The sequence below is a fragment of the Streptomyces sp. NPDC060035 genome (assembly GCF_042736635.1).
Taxonomy (GTDB): Bacteria; Actinomycetota; Actinomycetes; order Streptomycetales; family Streptomycetaceae; genus Streptomyces.
The window spans coordinates 364,211-379,222 of the sequence record NZ_JBHWVO010000004.1 but is presented as its reverse complement, the minus strand read 5'-3'; the positions used below and the strand labels follow the sequence as shown (position 1 = coordinate 379,222).

General features: G+C 68.9%; 11 protein-coding genes. 4 read left to right on the top strand and 7 right to left on the bottom strand.

Features of this window, described 5'->3' with window-relative positions; genetic code table 11:
• Positions 1-55: 55 nt before the first annotated feature.
• A complete protein-coding gene (locus ACFWBQ_RS08905) occupies positions 56-883 on the top strand; it encodes a DUF4097 domain-containing protein (protein WP_385485642.1) in 828 nt (275 codons plus the stop codon).
• A gap of 328 nt (positions 884-1,211) precedes the next feature.
• Here ACFWBQ_RS08905 and ACFWBQ_RS08900 read toward each other — a convergent pair whose 3' ends face one another.
• The 4 genes from ACFWBQ_RS08900 to ACFWBQ_RS08885 all read right to left on the bottom strand — a co-directional run bounded on the left by ACFWBQ_RS08900 (position 1,212) and on the right by ACFWBQ_RS08885 (position 4,488).
• On the bottom strand, positions 1,212-1,997 hold the full coding sequence (locus ACFWBQ_RS08900; RefSeq protein WP_385485640.1) for an ABC transporter permease: 786 nt from the start codon (positions 1,995-1,997) through the stop codon (positions 1,212-1,214).
• Positions 1,994-2,986, bottom strand: a complete 993-nt coding sequence (locus tag ACFWBQ_RS08895; RefSeq protein ID WP_385485754.1) for an ATP-binding cassette domain-containing protein — start codon at positions 2,984-2,986, stop codon at positions 1,994-1,996. The genes ACFWBQ_RS08900 and ACFWBQ_RS08895 overlap by 4 nt, the downstream gene beginning before the upstream one ends.
• 60 nt (positions 2,987-3,046) lie before the next feature.
• The gene (locus tag ACFWBQ_RS08890) at positions 3,047-3,889 is read right to left on the bottom strand and encodes a DUF4097 domain-containing protein (RefSeq protein ID WP_385485638.1); all 843 of its coding nucleotides are present in this window, start codon (positions 3,887-3,889) and stop codon (positions 3,047-3,049) included.
• 80 nt (positions 3,890-3,969) lie between these two features.
• Positions 3,970-4,488 carry a hypothetical protein gene (locus ACFWBQ_RS08885; protein WP_385485636.1) on the bottom strand — a complete coding sequence of 173 codons (519 nt, stop codon included), beginning with the start codon at positions 4,486-4,488 and terminating at the stop codon, positions 3,970-3,972.
• A gap of 223 nt (positions 4,489-4,711) precedes the next feature.
• Here ACFWBQ_RS08885 and ACFWBQ_RS08880 point away from each other — a divergent pair, with 223 nt between their 5' ends.
• Positions 4,712-5,392, top strand: coding sequence for a hypothetical protein (locus ACFWBQ_RS08880; RefSeq protein ID WP_385485634.1), 681 nt, complete (start codon positions 4,712-4,714; stop codon positions 5,390-5,392).
• A gap of 131 nt (positions 5,393-5,523) precedes the next feature.
• Here the strand turns inward: ACFWBQ_RS08880 and ACFWBQ_RS08875 are convergent, their stop codons facing one another.
• Together ACFWBQ_RS08875 and ACFWBQ_RS08870 are read right to left on the bottom strand one after the other, a co-directional pair.
• Positions 5,524-6,036: a hypothetical protein gene (locus ACFWBQ_RS08875; RefSeq protein WP_385485632.1), complete on the bottom strand. Its 513-nt coding sequence runs from the start codon at positions 6,034-6,036 to the stop codon at positions 5,524-5,526.
• 374 nt (positions 6,037-6,410) lie between these two features.
• On the bottom strand, positions 6,411-7,253 hold the full coding sequence (locus tag ACFWBQ_RS08870; RefSeq protein WP_385485630.1) for a DUF4097 family beta strand repeat-containing protein: 843 nt from the start codon (positions 7,251-7,253) through the stop codon (positions 6,411-6,413).
• Between the two features lie 2,127 nt (positions 7,254-9,380).
• On the opposite strand from ACFWBQ_RS08870, the gene ACFWBQ_RS08865 reads away from it, so the two are divergent.
• On the top strand, positions 9,381-11,624 hold the full coding sequence (locus tag ACFWBQ_RS08865; RefSeq protein WP_385485628.1) for an MMPL family transporter: 2,244 nt from the start codon (positions 9,381-9,383) through the stop codon (positions 11,622-11,624).
• Positions 11,625-11,851: 227 nt separating this feature from the next.
• Here the strand turns inward: ACFWBQ_RS08865 and ACFWBQ_RS08860 are convergent, their stop codons facing one another.
• On the bottom strand, positions 11,852-13,045 hold the full coding sequence (locus ACFWBQ_RS08860) for an IS701 family transposase (protein WP_385485626.1): 1,194 nt from the start codon (positions 13,043-13,045) through the stop codon (positions 11,852-11,854).
• Between the two features lie 713 nt (positions 13,046-13,758).
• On the opposite strand from ACFWBQ_RS08860, the gene ACFWBQ_RS08855 reads away from it, so the two are divergent.
• Positions 13,759-14,445 (top strand): LmbU family transcriptional regulator, encoded by a 687-nt coding sequence (locus ACFWBQ_RS08855; protein ID WP_385485624.1) that lies wholly within the window; start codon positions 13,759-13,761, stop codon positions 14,443-14,445.
• The last annotated feature ends 567 nt before the right edge of the window (positions 14,446-15,012 follow it).

Below are 15,012 nucleotides of genomic sequence, written 5' to 3'. Positions count from 1 at the left end.
ACGCCCATCAGAAGGGACAGCCATGCCTGTTTTTGATACCCCTAAACCGATCTCTGTGACGATCGAGATCAGTGTCGGCGACGTGCGGGTCACCGCCGAGGACCGGACCGACACCGTCGTCGAGGTACGGCCGACCGACGAGACCGACGCCTCGGACGTGAAGGCCGCCCAGCAGGCGAGCGTCGCATACGCCGACGGCGTACTGGTGATCAAGACCCCGAAGCCCCAGGCAATGGACTTCTCCCGGAAGACCCGCTCGGTGGATGTGTCGGTCGTACTACCCATCGGCTCGCACGTGCGCGGCGAAGCATCAGTGGGAGACCTGCGCTGCTCCGGCCGCCTCGGAGAGTGCACGTACAAGACATCCATCGGGCACGTCCAACTCGACCACATCGGTCCGTTGCGTCTGAAAACGTCGGGCGGTCATGTCACCGTGGGCCGAGTCGACGGCGACGCCGAGGTCAGCACCGGTACGGGGCGGATCCGTATCGGAGAAATCGACGGCGCGGCCGTGGTCAAGAACTCCAACGGCAACACCGAGATCAGCAAGGTAAACGGCGAGGTCCGCGTCCGCAGCGCCAACGGCGACATCTCCGTCGACCACGCATGGGGTCTCAAGACCGACGCCAAGACCTCCAACGGCAGCATCCGTGTCGGGGAAGTGACCCGCGGCACGGTCGTGCTCAAGACCGCGACCGGTGACCTGGAGATCGGCATCGGTGTGGGCCGCCCGGCGAGGCTGGACCTGACCACTGGATATGGACGGGTGCACAACATGCTGGAGCGTGTCGCCGAGTCGCCCGAGGAATCGATGTCGTCGGAGGAGTCCATCGATGTGAAGGCGCGGACCTCCTACGGAGACATCACGATCCACCGCAGCTGATGAACAGCTCCCTTTGGCGGGGGCGACGGGCACGACCGCACGCTCAGGACGAAGCGGCCCTTGGGCGGGGTGTTCCCGGCGGTTGACCGGCAGGAGTTGGTGGGTGCGGAGCTCGCTACGACGCTGCCCGCGTCCGGCCACGCCTCCGCGGTGCGGTTGCCGGCCGGACGGCTTCGGGTGCAGCGCGAGTTCCGGCCGGCGATGTCCGCGGGTCCGGGCCCGGCGGGCGGCCGAGGATGCCCCAGGGCGGCGTACGCCGACGTGGTGTCGGAGTACGCCGCCCTGGGGCGGGACGAGCTGCGGGAGGCGGCCCGCGCCCTCATGGCGGTTACGTCGGGTCGTTGTTGAACTTCGAGGTCGACCAGAAGTAGCCGAGTACCGCGAGACCCAGGCACCAGGCGACCGCGAGCCAGCCGTTGTGGCCGATCTCGCTGCCGAGGAGCAGCCCGCGCAGCGTCTCGATGGCCGGGGTGAACGGCTGGTACTCGGCGATCGGCTGGAACCAGCCCGGCATCGTGTCGACCGGGATGAAGGCGCTGGACAGGAGCGGCAGCAGGATCAACGGCATCGCGTTGTTGCTGGCGGCCTCGGCGTTGGGGCTGCTGAGACCCATGCCGACCGCGATCCAGGTGAGTGCCATGGCGAAGAGCACGAGCAGCCCGAACGCCGCCAGCCATTCCAGGACGTTGGCGTCCGTGGACCTGAAGCCGATGGCCACGCCGACGGCGCCCACGAGGACGACGCTCATGATCGACTGCAGCACGCTGCCGACGACGTGCCCGACGAGCACCGAACCGCGGTGGATCGCCATGGTGCGGAAGCGGGCGATGATGCCCTCGGTCATGTCGTTGGAGACCGACACGGCGGTCCCGATGACGGTGCTGCCGATGGTCATCAGCAGGAGGCCCGGGACGATATACGCGATGTAGTCGGAGCGGTCGGCGCCGCCGATGCCCGCGCTCATCACGTCGCCGAAGATGTAGACGAAGAGCAGCAGCAGCATGATCGGCGTGAGCAGCAGGTTCAGGGTGAGGGACGGATAGCGCCGCGCGTGCAGGAGGTTGCGGCGCAGCATCGTGTTCGAGTCGCGGACGGCGAGGGAGAGGGCACTCATCGGACGTTCTCCTTGGACTGGTTGGGGACGGTGGTTCCGCCGGTCAGGGCGAAGAAGACGTCGTCGAGGTCGGGGGTGTGCACGGTGAGCTCGTCGGCCTCGATGTCGGCCGAGTCCAGCCAGTCGAGGATGGAGCGCAGCTCGCGCTGGCTGCCGCCACTGGGGATCTGCAGCGACAGTGCCTCGTCGTCCCTGGTCGCCTCGCGCAGCGCGGTGGCGGCGGACTGGTAGGCGGCCGGGTCGGAGAACCGCAGCCGCACGTGCCCGCCCGGGACGAGTCGCTTCAGCTCGTCGGCGCTGCCCTCGGCGGCGATCTTTCCGTCGCTCAGCACCGCGATGCGGTCGGCGAGTTCGTCGGCCTCCTCCAGGTACTGGGTGGTGAGGAAGACGGTGACGCCGTCGGAGACGAGCTCGCGGATGATGGCCCACATGTTGTGGCGGCTGCGCGGGTCGAGGCCGGTGGTGGGCTCGTCGAGGAAGATGATCCGCGGGTTGCCGACCAGGGTCATGGCGAGATCGAGGCGGCGCTTCATGCCGCCGGAGTAGGTGGAGGCGGGCTTCTTCGCGGCTTCCACCAGGTCGAAGCGCGCCAGCAGTTCGGCGGTGGTGCGGAGGCCCTCGCTCCGGGAGAGGTGGTGCAGGTCCGCCATGAGGAGCATGTTCTCCTCGCCGGTGATCAGGCCGTCGACGGCGGAGAACTGCCCGGTGACGCCGATCGCGGCACGGACCGCCTGCGGGTCGGCGGCCAGGTCGTGGCCGCCGACGCGGATCTCGCCGGAGCCGGCGCCGGCGGAGATGAGCGTGGAGAGGATCTTGACGACGGTGGTCTTGCCGGCGCCGTTCGGCCCGAGCAGCGCGAAGACGGTGCCTGCCGGGATGCGCAGGTCGATCCCGTCGAGGACGAGCTTGTCGCCGTAGGACTTGCGCAGACCGACGGCGGAGACGGCGACGGACGGCTCCTGGCCGTTACCGCTCCTGGATGTGGGCATGACAGACGAAGGCATGGGGCCCTCCCGATCGTTGGCTGGAGTGGGGTGAAAGGTGGACTCTCAGGCGCGAGCGCGGTGCACTTCGATGTTGCCCCAGCGGGTCCGGGCGCGGACCTCGACGGTGTCCTCGGACTTCTCCGGGCTCTCGGACTCGGCCAGCGAGTTGCGCACCTGCCCGGCGCGGGAGCTGACGTCGAGCCAGGCGGCGGTGCCCTCGCGGATGCCGACGTCGATGGCACCGTAGTTGGTTTCCAACTGGACAGTGCCGCGGGCGACTTCGGCGACGCGCAGGGTGCCGTGGGCGGTGGTGGCGGCGACCGAGCTCTCGGCGCGCTCGATGATGATGTCGCCGTTGGCGCCGCTGACCCGCAGGTCGCCGGTCGCGGTGCCGACGGTCGTGGTGCCGTGCGAGTTCTTGAGGACGGCGGGGCCGTCGACCGTGCCGACGCGCACGCTGCCGGAGCTGGTGGTGATGTCGGCCGTGCCCTCGATCCGGTCGACGGTGATCGAGCCATGGGACGCGGTCAGGTGCAGCGGGCCGGTTGTGTCGAGGCGGACGTCGCCCGACGAGGTCTTCACACGGACCTCGCCGAGGCGACCTTCGCCGCGCACCTCGGCCCACCCGCCGGTCACCTCCACCTGGGAGCCCGCGGGCAGTTCGACGTCGATGTCGACGGCGCCGGAACGCCCGAAGAGGTTGGGCTTGGGCGTCCTGATGTGCAGCTTGCCGTCCGAGTAGGTGACTTCGGTCTGCTCGGCGGCCCGCACGTCCTGGTCCTTCCCCGGATCGCGGGGAGCTACGTCCACGACGGTGTCGGCGCGGTCGGCCGCGGCGAACTGGACGGATCCCGCGTCCACGTGGGCGTTGACGGAGATCGGCTGGGGAGTGTCGAAAGAAGGCATGGCTGTCCCGTCCTCTTGGGTGTTCGTAGCGTCCCCGCCGGAGGGACGTGGTGTGGGTGACGTCGTATCCGAGGGCCTGGTTAACGCACCCAGCCCGTGAAGCTCTGGCCGGTGGTCCTGGTCTTCTCGGGGGTACGGGGGGTGATGGGGCCGCCTATGTCGACCGCGGCCGAAACGACGCGTACGAGCCATGCGTTGACCGACAGGCCCTCGCTGCCCGCCGCTTCCTCGGCGCGGGTCTTGAGGTGGGCGGGCAGGCGCAGATTGACGCGGGCGGTGCCGCCCTCGTCCGTATGGGCGGGGACCGGGGCCGGTGCGGGCGCCGGTGCGTCGAGGGGGTCGGTCCGGTCCTCGTGCTGCGGAAGCACCACCACGAAGTCGGGGTCGAGGCCGCGCAGCCGTACGTCGACCGAGCCGGGGGCGAGTTCACGGGTGATCTCGTCCATGGCGGCGGACAGCACATTGAGCAGGGTCAGGCGGGTGGCCGACTCCAGCGGCGCGGTCAGCCGCTCGGCGAGATCGCGGGCTTCGTCACCCCCGGTTTCGGCGGCCACCGCCAGTTCCCTGCGGAGTGTGTTGACGTACGGCGTGAGGTCCATGACGCAATAGTGGCACCATCATGGCGCCATTGGCAAGCCCAAAGGCGCAGCGCGTGGCGCGGGGTGGGGTCTGGGGTGATGGATGGGTCCGTCGTTGCAGGTCAGGGCCAGGTGAAGGGGGTCTGGGTTACGGTGCCAAGTTGCTGCGGGGTGGTGTCGAGCGGCGTCATGCGGGGCCGGACAGGGTGTCTTCCCACTGTTCGGGATCACCTGCTTGGCGTTCATGGCTGTACCGATGCGCCAAGGCCGTGCGGGCAGGGCCCGGCGCCATCGCAGTGCCTGCGCAGAGCCCGCGTGGTACTGCGACGTCGATCCGCATCGGGTACTCCCGTACGTCGACTGTCCGCCAGGAGCCGACGAGCCGGCTCGAGGCCCTCCGGAAGCGGACTGCCACAAGATCTACCGGGAGCAGATCAGCACCCGGATCAAGGAGGGCCCGAACCGGGCTGCGCTCGTGCTCGCCCGCCGGTTCGAGGAAGCCGCGCCCGACACCCCGGTCACCTTCACCGTCCACGAGCTCAAGCGCCTGACCCGCAAAGCCGCCGAGCTGCTCTCCGTCGGCCTCCAGCTCGAACTCCTCATCGGCCTGCTGAACGGCATCCACGGCCCCAACGGCACGGGCCATGCTCTTCGCCGTGCCGGCCGCTGCCGGGCAGGTCGAAGGCAACGACATCCGGGAGGAGACCCTGGGGGCCAGGTCGCCGCCGCGAAGAGGGGCAGCCACGGCGGCCGCCCCAAGGTCATCGACGACGACTCGCTCACCCTGGCGCCGAAGAACAAGGGTGTCCCCGTCCCCGAGATCGCGAAGAGGCTCACCATCAGGAAGGGCATGAACGCGCGAAGAAATCACAGCGCAGTAGGCGCCCCTTACCGGCTCCGGTCGCGGGGGCGAGCGGCTTGGTGACTTCGTCGATGGCGTTTGCGGAGGGTCTGGAGTAGCGGCGGACGTTCTCCGGCTACTTGTGCCTCGGCCTCGCCGTCGGCCGGGCCGTTTTCCCTCTCACCGGGCTCGGTGGCGGTGCCCGGTCGCGACGGCTACCGCACCCAGCCGTTGAACTGCTGCTTGCCACGAGGGGCTCGCCTGCTGGTGGTCAACGCTGCTGCGGCGGCTCGGAACATCCACACGTTGACCGAGATGCCCTGCCTGGACGCCGCCTCCTCGATCTGTTCCTTCATCGCCTGCGGAGGCCGGAAGTTGATCCGAGCCGTGGCGCCGCTCGTGGCGCCACTGAGTGGTCCGGGCGACCAGTCGCTCGCCGCGTCACCGGTCTCATCCATGGCGTCATCGGCGGGGCCTTCGCCGCCCGAGGGCGGAGTCACCACAAAACTGGGATCCATCCCCCGCAGGCGCAGGTCCACCGAGCCAGGTGCCAGGTCCCGGGTGATCTCGTCGGCTGCGGCCGACAGAACCTTGAGCAACGTGAGCCGGACAGCCGACTCCAGCGGAGCAACGAGTCGTTCGGCAACCGCGCGGGTCTCGGCATCTCCTGCCGCAGAGGCTGTCACCAACTCGTCGCGCAGCGCCTCGACGTACTCCCGTAGTTCCATGGAACCATCATGGCACGCTGCTTGCGCCGCGCGGCGCCTGCTCGGTACACCCTTCACGCGCGACCCCTTTGTCCAGGTGAAACGCGTGATGCTTCGATCGGTCGGCTGTAGCTTTTCGCACGTCATCGGACCGCTGGACGCTGGATGCAGGTGGTATCGAGGATGGCGTCGCCATAGGGTCCCTATGTGGCGTCATGATGGCGCCAGGTCGTATGCACATGCAGAGTGCAGCCGGTGAATACCACCGCAGCGCACAGATCAACCGTCGTCACTCGATGCAGGAGCGGGGAGGGGCCGACCGCATTCGGCCACGGTCCTCGACCTGTTCTCCCGCCGTCCCCCGGCGCAGGCGCGGTGCCCGGCTGCGAGCGGATTCATTTCGCGCCGGAACGCTTCACCACGATGTCGCCGATCACGGTCCGAGCCTGGACGCACACGACCTCGTCGGCCTGCTCGTACGCCTCCAGGAGCGAGAGGGAGGTGTAGACGGTGCCCGTGGCGGAGTCGAGGGACAGGCGGGCACTGCTGGTCTCGGCCACACCGACCCGGATGCTGCCGAAGGTGGTGGCGGCGACCACGGATCCTCGCACCACTTCCCCGACGTCGATGTCGCCCTGGGTCGTCCGAGCCTCTACGTCGGTGTGCGCCTGACTGATCCTGATGGCCCCCTTCTCGGCGTGCACGCGGGCGACACCGCGCACCTCTCCCACGGTGGCATCGCTCTCGCCCTTCGCGCTGATCGTGGTTCTGCCCTCGATCAGCCCCAGGCGGATGTCGCAACGGTCCGCCGTGACCTCGACGGTGCCGACCGCATGGTCGACCGTGATGTCACCGAGGGCGGCGGCCAGTTGCAGGCTGCCGGTACGGTGGAGCCTGATGTGCCCCAGGCCCGTGCTGAGCCGGCACTCGCCCAGCTCTCCCACTCCGAGGAAGTCTGCTGCCACACCCCGGCCGTGCAGGCTCGATCCGGTCGGCACAGCTATCACCACGTCGACCGCGCCGCCGCTCCCGCCCGGCTCCGGGACGTTCACGAGCAGCCGGCCGTCGGCGTAGTCGATGTGCAGCTGTTCGGCGGTCCGCACGTCGTCCTGGTCGTCGCTGTCGCGCGGATGCGCCTCGACCATCGTCTCGGCGCGGTCACTCGCGACGATCCGGACCTGACCGAACACCAGGCTGAGCACTACCCGGACAGGTGAGGGCGTGTCGAACGTCGGCATGGCGGGCCGCCTTCGGGATGTCTGCGGCCGCCGGTCTGGTCCAGACGGCAGCCCGAACGACGCAGGTCCACGCTTCGTCGTGGGGGCTCGTCTCCGGCCCCGGGACGCGAGCCGCCGGGGCACGGGCCCCTGGCGCCGCGGAACGCAGCGGATCCTGGCCCGCCCTCACCACGTCGGACACCTCGCTCCTGGCCGTGCGCGCGTCGCGTCGGATCACGCGCCCTGTGCCTGTCTGCCACTTGTCGCCCACCGTGCGAGCTCCTTCCGGCACTGGCCGGGAGAGAACCGGTGGGGGCACCCCGCTGTCGGGGTGCAATTCTCCGCTGACGCCATGTGGTGCCACATTAGCGCCATAACGGGATGTCTGCGCAGGAGGGTCCTGGAAGTCCACCTGGCAGCGAGCGGAATCGGTCACGGACGCTCGGGCTTCGCCCTCGGGGTCGAGGCGGACGTGCCCATCCGCGATGACCGGTCGGTTCGTGCACTTCCGTGGGTGGGGGAGGTCCGGTCACGAGCCCCCACCGGGGCGGCCCGAGGAGCGTCGCCCCCGGTGAGGACCGACAGGGGGCGGTCCAGCGGCGGGCCGGACGCGTACCGATGGGTAACGGCGGCCCGGCAGTCGTTCGCCCGCGGAATGCGTGCGCGGCCCGGTTCACGGAAAGCGGACAGGCCCCTGGGGCGTCATCGAGCGATGAGATGACGCCAAAGTCAGGTCGGCTGGCGTTCCGTCGTCCCCGAGTGCCGGCGACGGATGTCGCGGCTCCGGCCCGTCCCGGGGCTCGCTGCACCGGCCGGCGTCGACTCGGGGCAACGTACGGAACCGACGTCGAAGAAGCGGTGCCGGACACGTGCCTGGTCGGTCCCGAGGACATCCGCGACCGGCGCGCGCACAGTATCGCTTCCCGCGGGGCACGGGTGGTCCTTCAGCCGCCCCCGTCGGGAACCTTTCCGGGACGCACGGACCTCTGTCCTTCGACTCTCCGAGGGTTGTCGACATCGAGGTACTCGAGCAGGACGGAGCTGCTGGACCTGAACCCGTCCGCGGTCCGGGCGGACTGCCGGGCCGACAGGACCCGTCGATACACGCCCGCCCGCCGCTGGGCTGCCGCCTATCGGTCCTCATGGGGGAGGGGGAGGGTGACATGACGGTTCCGGTGGCGCCATTCCTGCACGACACGGCTCCAAGAGGGCGTCACCGAGGGCCCGGTGCCTCGACCGCCCTCGCGATTGGTGGGGAGCACCGATGCCTTCCAGCCAACGTAAAGCTGTGGCCGACCCATCGATCCGCCTGCTACGTCGAGGCATGGTCACAGGTCACAGCCATGGTATCGAGAAGGAGTCGGACGCTCGATGTCTCAGTGTCGCCTATCGCGCGCCAGGATGGCGCGGGTCGGCGGTAGACATGGCGCCACATGATGTCATCATGGCGCTATGAATGCTCTTCCGATCGTCCGGCTCGCAGACCGGTGGGGTGTCCCGGAGCAACCCTTCTGGCATCTCGAGAACCGGCCCGCCGGGCCGGCCGCGTACGAGGAGGAACGCGGAGAGGCGGCACCGGGGGGTGCGGAACATCCACGGATACCCCCGAACCCCCGGCCTCCTTCCCGCTCCGGGAGAGTCCCGCACCGACCCCGACCGGCGCTTCACGGCGGACTCCGTCGCCCCTTCGCCGCAGGTGTCCGGAGAGCGGATCCTGTCGCTCGGCACCCGGGCCGTGCACCGAGCAAGGGGTGCTGCGACCCAGGCAGCGGCCGCCTCGGGGCCCGCCACCCACCGACCGCACCGTGCACCCGCCGGACGCCTGGCCCGGGAAGGAATCGCGTGACAGCAAGTCTCTGTGGCATGGGGTCCTCCCCGCTTCGGCCGCGGCGCTGCTGCTCCTCGCGTACGCCGCGGAGGTCCGGCCCGCCGCGCTGCCCGGCGTTCTTCTGACGGTCCTCGTGTGCACCGCGCCGGTGCTCGCCGGCCGCGCCCGCGCCGACGTTTCCCGACCCCCTCGGCCGCTGCACCGCGGCCCCTCGCGCGGCCCGGACCGGTCCGCCCTGACCCGGGCCGACGCTGTCCGTCGCGCCCCGGTCCTTTCGACACACCTCGTCTTCGGCACGCAGCAACAGGAGTTGGATCACCTTGGCTACCTTGCTCTACAAAATCGGCCGCTTCGCCTTCCGGCGACGAGGTCTCACCGTCCTGCTGTGGTTCCTGGTCTTCGGCGGGGTGGGTGCTGCCGCCTCGTCCGCGCCGCCCCCGCCCGCCGACACCTTCTCCATGCCGGGCACGGAATCCCAGAAGGCCTTCGACCTGCTGAAGGAGAAGTTCCCGGCCGCGAGCGCCGACGGCGCCTCGGCCCGGGTCGTGGTCCGCGCACCGGGATCCGAGAAGATCTCGGATCCCAAGGCCAAGAAGGACGTGGCCGCGCTCGTAGCCGGCCTCTCGAAGGCCCCGCAGGTCGTCAGGGTCTCCGACCCTTTCACCGCGGGCGCCGTCAGCGAGGACGGCACCACGGCCTACACGATCGTCACCTACAAGGTCGCCGCCATGGAGGTGTCCGACAAGGCGCACGACGCCCTGCTCGAGGCAGTCGAGGATGCCCGCGCGGACGGACTCAGGGTCGAGATGGGGGGTGACGCGGTCCCCCTGGAGCAGGCGCTGGACGGCACCGCCGAGATCATCGGCGTCGGAGTCTCCGCCCTGATCCTCCTGGTGACCTTCGGTTCGCTGGTGGCGGCAGGCATGCCGCTGCTCACCGCCGTCATCGGCGTCGGTATCGGCATCTCCGCGATCGGCGCCCTCGGCAGCACGCTCGGCCTGTCCTCGACCACGACCACCCTGGCCATGATGATCGGCCTGGCCGTGGGGATCGACTACGCCCTGTTCATCGTCTCCCGCTACCGCGCCGAGATGGCCGAGGGCCGGGAGCGGGACGAGGCCGCCGGCCGGGCCGTCGGCACCGCGGGGTCCGCCGTGGTCTTCGCCGGTCTCACCGTCATCGTCGCCCTCGCCGGTCTTGCCGTCGTCAACGTCCCGATGCTGACCAAGATGGGCCTGACCGCGGCGGGCACCGTCGCGATCGCGGTCCTGGTCGCCGTAACCCTCGTGCCGGCGCTGCTCGGCTTCGCCCCGTTCAAGGTGCTGCCCCGGAGGGACCGCCGGCGAATCGCAGGCAAGTCGCTGTCCAAGCGCCAGCGCCGCAGGGCCGAGAAGAGGTTCGCCCGGCAGCGGCCGAACCTGGGTGCCCGGTGGGCGGGCTTCGTCCTGCGCCGTCCTGTCGTCGTGTTGCTGCTCGGCGTGGTCAGCCTCGGCGCCGTCGCCGTGCCCGCAACCCGGCTGGAGCTCGGCCTGCCCGGCGAGGGCACCATGGCCGCCGAGACCACCCAGCGCAAGGCGTACGACATGCTGTCGGAGTCCTTCGGCCCCGGCTTCAACGGCCCCCTGCTGGTCACCATCGAGGCCGATGACGCCAAGTCCGTGGGAACGGTCGTCGCTGCCAAGCTCTCCGACGAGCCCGGCGTCGCCCAGGTGGGCTCGCCGACCGCCAACGAGGCGGGCGACACCGCGATCCTCAACGTCGTACCGGACACGGGACCGACGGAGGGCAAGACGGAACAACTGGTCAAGAATCTGCGCGGCGACCTCGCCGGCGTCGGGCGCGCCGATGACGCCGAGGTCCTGGTGAGTGGGCAGACGGCCATGTTCATCGACTTCTCCAAGACCCTCAACGACGCGCTGCTGCCCTACCTCGCCCTCGTGGTCGGTCTCGCCTTCCTGCTGCTGATCCTCGTGTTCCGGTCGCTCCTCGTGCCGCTGAAAGCCGCTCTCGGTTTCCTGCTGTCGGTCTCCGCGGCGCTCGGCGCCGTGGTGGCGATCTTCCAGTGGGGGTGGTTCGCCGACCTCATGGGGGTCGACCAGCCGGGCCCGATCATGAGCACGTTGCCGATCTTCATGATCGGTGTGGTCTTCGGCCTCGCCATGGACTACGAGGTGTTCCTGGTGACCCGGATGCGCGAGGCCTACGTCCACGGGGAGTCGGCCCACCAGGCGGTCGTCACCGGCTTCCGGCACGGCGGCCGCGTGGTCACTGCGGCCGCGCTCATCATGGCGAGTGTCTTCTCCGGATTCATCATGGAGGACAACGACTTCGTACGGATGATCGGCCTCGGCCTGGCCCTCGCGGTCCTCTTCGACGCGCTCGTCGTCCGCATGGCCATCATCCCGGCGCTCTTCGCCATCCTCGGCGACCGCGCGTGGTGGCTGCCGAAGTGGCTCGACCGAGTGCTGCCCAACATGGATGTCGAAGGCGAAAAGCTGTCGCGCCGACTCGCGGCCCCACGCGGCCGGCGCACCGCGCACACACCCGAGTACAGTCGCCGCTGACGCGCGCCGTGGGGGCCGGTCCGATCGCGGAACCGCCCCCACGGGAAGTCGCGCGCCGCGTCGCCAAGGGCTGTCCCGTAATCCCTGGCGGGCGCACGACGACAGCTAGGGCACCTCGCCGCGTTGTCGGAACGCCCGAATACATCCAGTATGCGGAGAGGACTCCGCCTTGCGATGCACCGCATCTGACACCGTGCACTGATCCACCAGGGATTACGGGACAGCCCTCAGGGCATCCGCTGTGCCGTGATGCGGAACGGCTCAGCGGTGAGTCCGTGCAGGCGGCGGTAGGTGTAGGCGGCCGAGACGAGGGCCATGTGGTGGTACCAGCCGGGGAACGAGCGCCCCTCGAAGTCCAGCAGTCCGAAGTCCTGCTCCATGGAACCGATCGCGTCCATCGTCCCGGTGTGCATCGCGGCGATCGAGCCGACCTCCGCGAGGGTGTGGTGGGCGAGGCTGGTGAGCCACAGTGGGCCCGGTTTGCGGGCGGGGCCCACTTCGGTGAAGAGCCGGTAGGGAGGTCCGGGGGAGCGGCCGTGGGAGCTGCCCGGCAGACGAACGAGCGACGTCTGGAGGTGTGTGATGCGCTGCTGCCCGTGGGGCAGGAGGACGCCGGCTGTCTCCAGGCTCTGCGCGGAGACCAGGGTTCTTGTGCTCACCGGTGCCGGGGAACTTTCGCCGGCGGGCAGCACCGCCAGGTGCGGCGGCACCGCGACGACGAAGTCGCGGCGGCGCTTGGCGAGTCCCTGCACCAGGTACCCCACGTCGGGTTCGTCGCTCATGTCGACGAGGACGACGGAGGACGTGCAGTCCGTGCGGGCCGACAGCCGGTCCACGAGTCGGAGCGTGCGCGCCCACAGAGGCCGGTACCGCTCGGAGTCCGGTATCCGTGCGTCCCTGCGCCGTTCGGGGTTCTGGGTCCAGGTCGTCGACAGGTGCAGGCACCAGTCGACGGGAACCTGAGCGGTGTCCACGCACAGGAAGGAGCCAAGTCCCAGCTGGCAGTTGAGGGTACGACCCGAGGACAGGTCGAAGTAGCGGTGGACACCTACCGACCGGTCACCGCGCTTGGGCAGGACCGCCCGGGCGATGGACCACACGGGCGCGGGCCGATGGTCGGACACCCAGTGGGTGAGTTCCTCCATGACCTCGTCGAAGTCCCACGGGCTGAGGCTGACGAACTGGCGCAGCGACTGAACGACGGACGGATCGCGGGAGATCGCGGTGGCGAGTCGGCGCAGCGACTTCTTGCCCGACGTGTCGAGCAGCCCTTTCAGATAGGCGTGTGCCCACCTGCGTTGATCGGTCCGGCGTAAGCTCTTGAAAATCGTTTGGCTGAAATGAGCCAGAGGTAATTCCGAACTGAAGGCGCACGTCGTGTCTCGTGAAGACCACGAAGTGTCCGCTTGGGCCGCATTCATGCCGCAATAACTCCCCCGGCGTTACTGAGCGTTGTGGGGCGAGAGTCTAGGCGGCGCTCCAGTGTGGCGCCACTGTCTGAGGTCGGCTGACTTGATTGGGCGCCTTGAGTGGCACATGGTCTCGGGGGCGCTCGGCAGCAGGATGACGGCTGAATTCCGCTCTTGCCTTCATGGGTTGGGCCGCTCGTCCATTTCGTCGGCGGCGGGGTGTGGACTTCGCGGTGGTGGAGCCATGACCTGCAAGGATGCGGAGTACGTGCGCCCTGTCGGGGTGGTGGCGGGGAGGGGTAGGAGTGGCGTTCGGGGCGGGTGGTGACGTGTAGCGGCGGCTGATCCAGGGTGTCCGACGCCCCATAGGTATATTCAAATCACGCCAGGTAGTGGACTAGACCACTGCGTCAGAGAAGCGTTCGAACTCCGCAAAGTAGTGCTCGATGGCGCCAAGATCCTTGAACTCACATCGATGTCGGGATCTACTCGGGAGCGCGGCAGTTGGTCATCCCGACCTCAACGGGAAGTGCACAATTCCCGGGTTATTCAGGTCGGCAGTACTTGTCTGTGGGCGGTGGCCACTGCTTTTCTGCATGCGTGTGCTTTCTGGCATGCGTGTGCTCTTTGGCATGTCTGCAAAAACGGGGTGAACGCTTTCCTTGTTCGATGGGGAGCCACCGCGAACCCGCTCGGTCGATACGCGGCGTTTACACGGAGGCGTGATGACGAATCAGGTCGAGGACTGCAAAGACTCCAAGTCGCTCATGTTCGGCAGGACCGCAGAGTCCGTTTCCAGGACTCGAAGATCCGCCGGCGGTGCGGAGTCGCGGCGCGATCAAGTACTCACCACGAAGGTGGGACTGCACATACCCACAGGACTCGCCTTCGAGGAGTGGGAACGTGCGGGGCATCAGCTCTCCGGGCTGCTCAACTCGTCGTCCTGGTGGCTCGGGGACTGGCTCGTCTACGGCAAGGACCACTATGCCGACCGCTATGAGCGCGGCATCTGCGCGGCCGGGCTCCAGTACCAGACGCTGCGCAATTACGCCTGGGTCTCCCGGCGCTTCGAACTGGATCGGCGGCGGCCCGCGCTCAGCTTCCAGCACCATGCCGAGCTGGCGTCGCTCAGTGTCGATGAGCAGGAGACCTGGCTCGATCGTGCCGAACGGATGAAGTGGAGCACCAAGCAACTGCGCAACGCCATCCGGGCCCAGCGCGAGGACGCTCCGAAGCAGACGGACGCCGTGGCGGCGACGAGCCGGCTCGCCGTGCCCGACAACCGGCTCCAGTGGTGGCATATGGCGGCGGCCCAAGCCGGGACCGAGTTGGGGGAGTGGGTGATGGCCACGCTCGACGCCGCCGCCGATCAGTTATTGAAGGAGACCGACCGGCAACTGCCCCTCGCATGACCGGCGGGGGTGACCGTCCGGGACGGTGAAAGTCACAGGGTCCGCACGCGCCAAGGGGTGCGGACCCGGGGTCACGTGAAAACCTTTACGGCAGACGGCTCATGCGATCAGCCGCTTGTGCGTGCCGGGTGCATTCGCGCCCGGCGAACGACTGCACCACCCGCTCGCGAATCTCGGGGCCCTGTCGGCTGAGCTCGAGCATTCCCTCGCGCCGGCCCTGTGTCCGGCTGAGCTCAAACATTCCCTCAGCCCTGGTCACCCGGATACAAAAGGCGCCCACGCCGGGCCACCTTGCGAAAATGGTCGACGGATTCGCTCATGTCTCAACTGCCGTCCATTTCTTACTCGAAGACCTGCACCGTTGCCTGCACGACGCCCGGTGTTTCCTGCGTCGACTCGATCTTCTCCACGACTCCGTGCACGGGGGTGAAGTTCCACGTCTCGGGGCGGCAGGTGTAACGCCCCGGACGGTGGGCGAGACGTGCGCATGCGGACCGGTGAACGTCCGTCAGCGGGAGTCCCGTTGTCGGCCCATCAGCGCCGGCGGATTCACGCGGCGCATCAGAT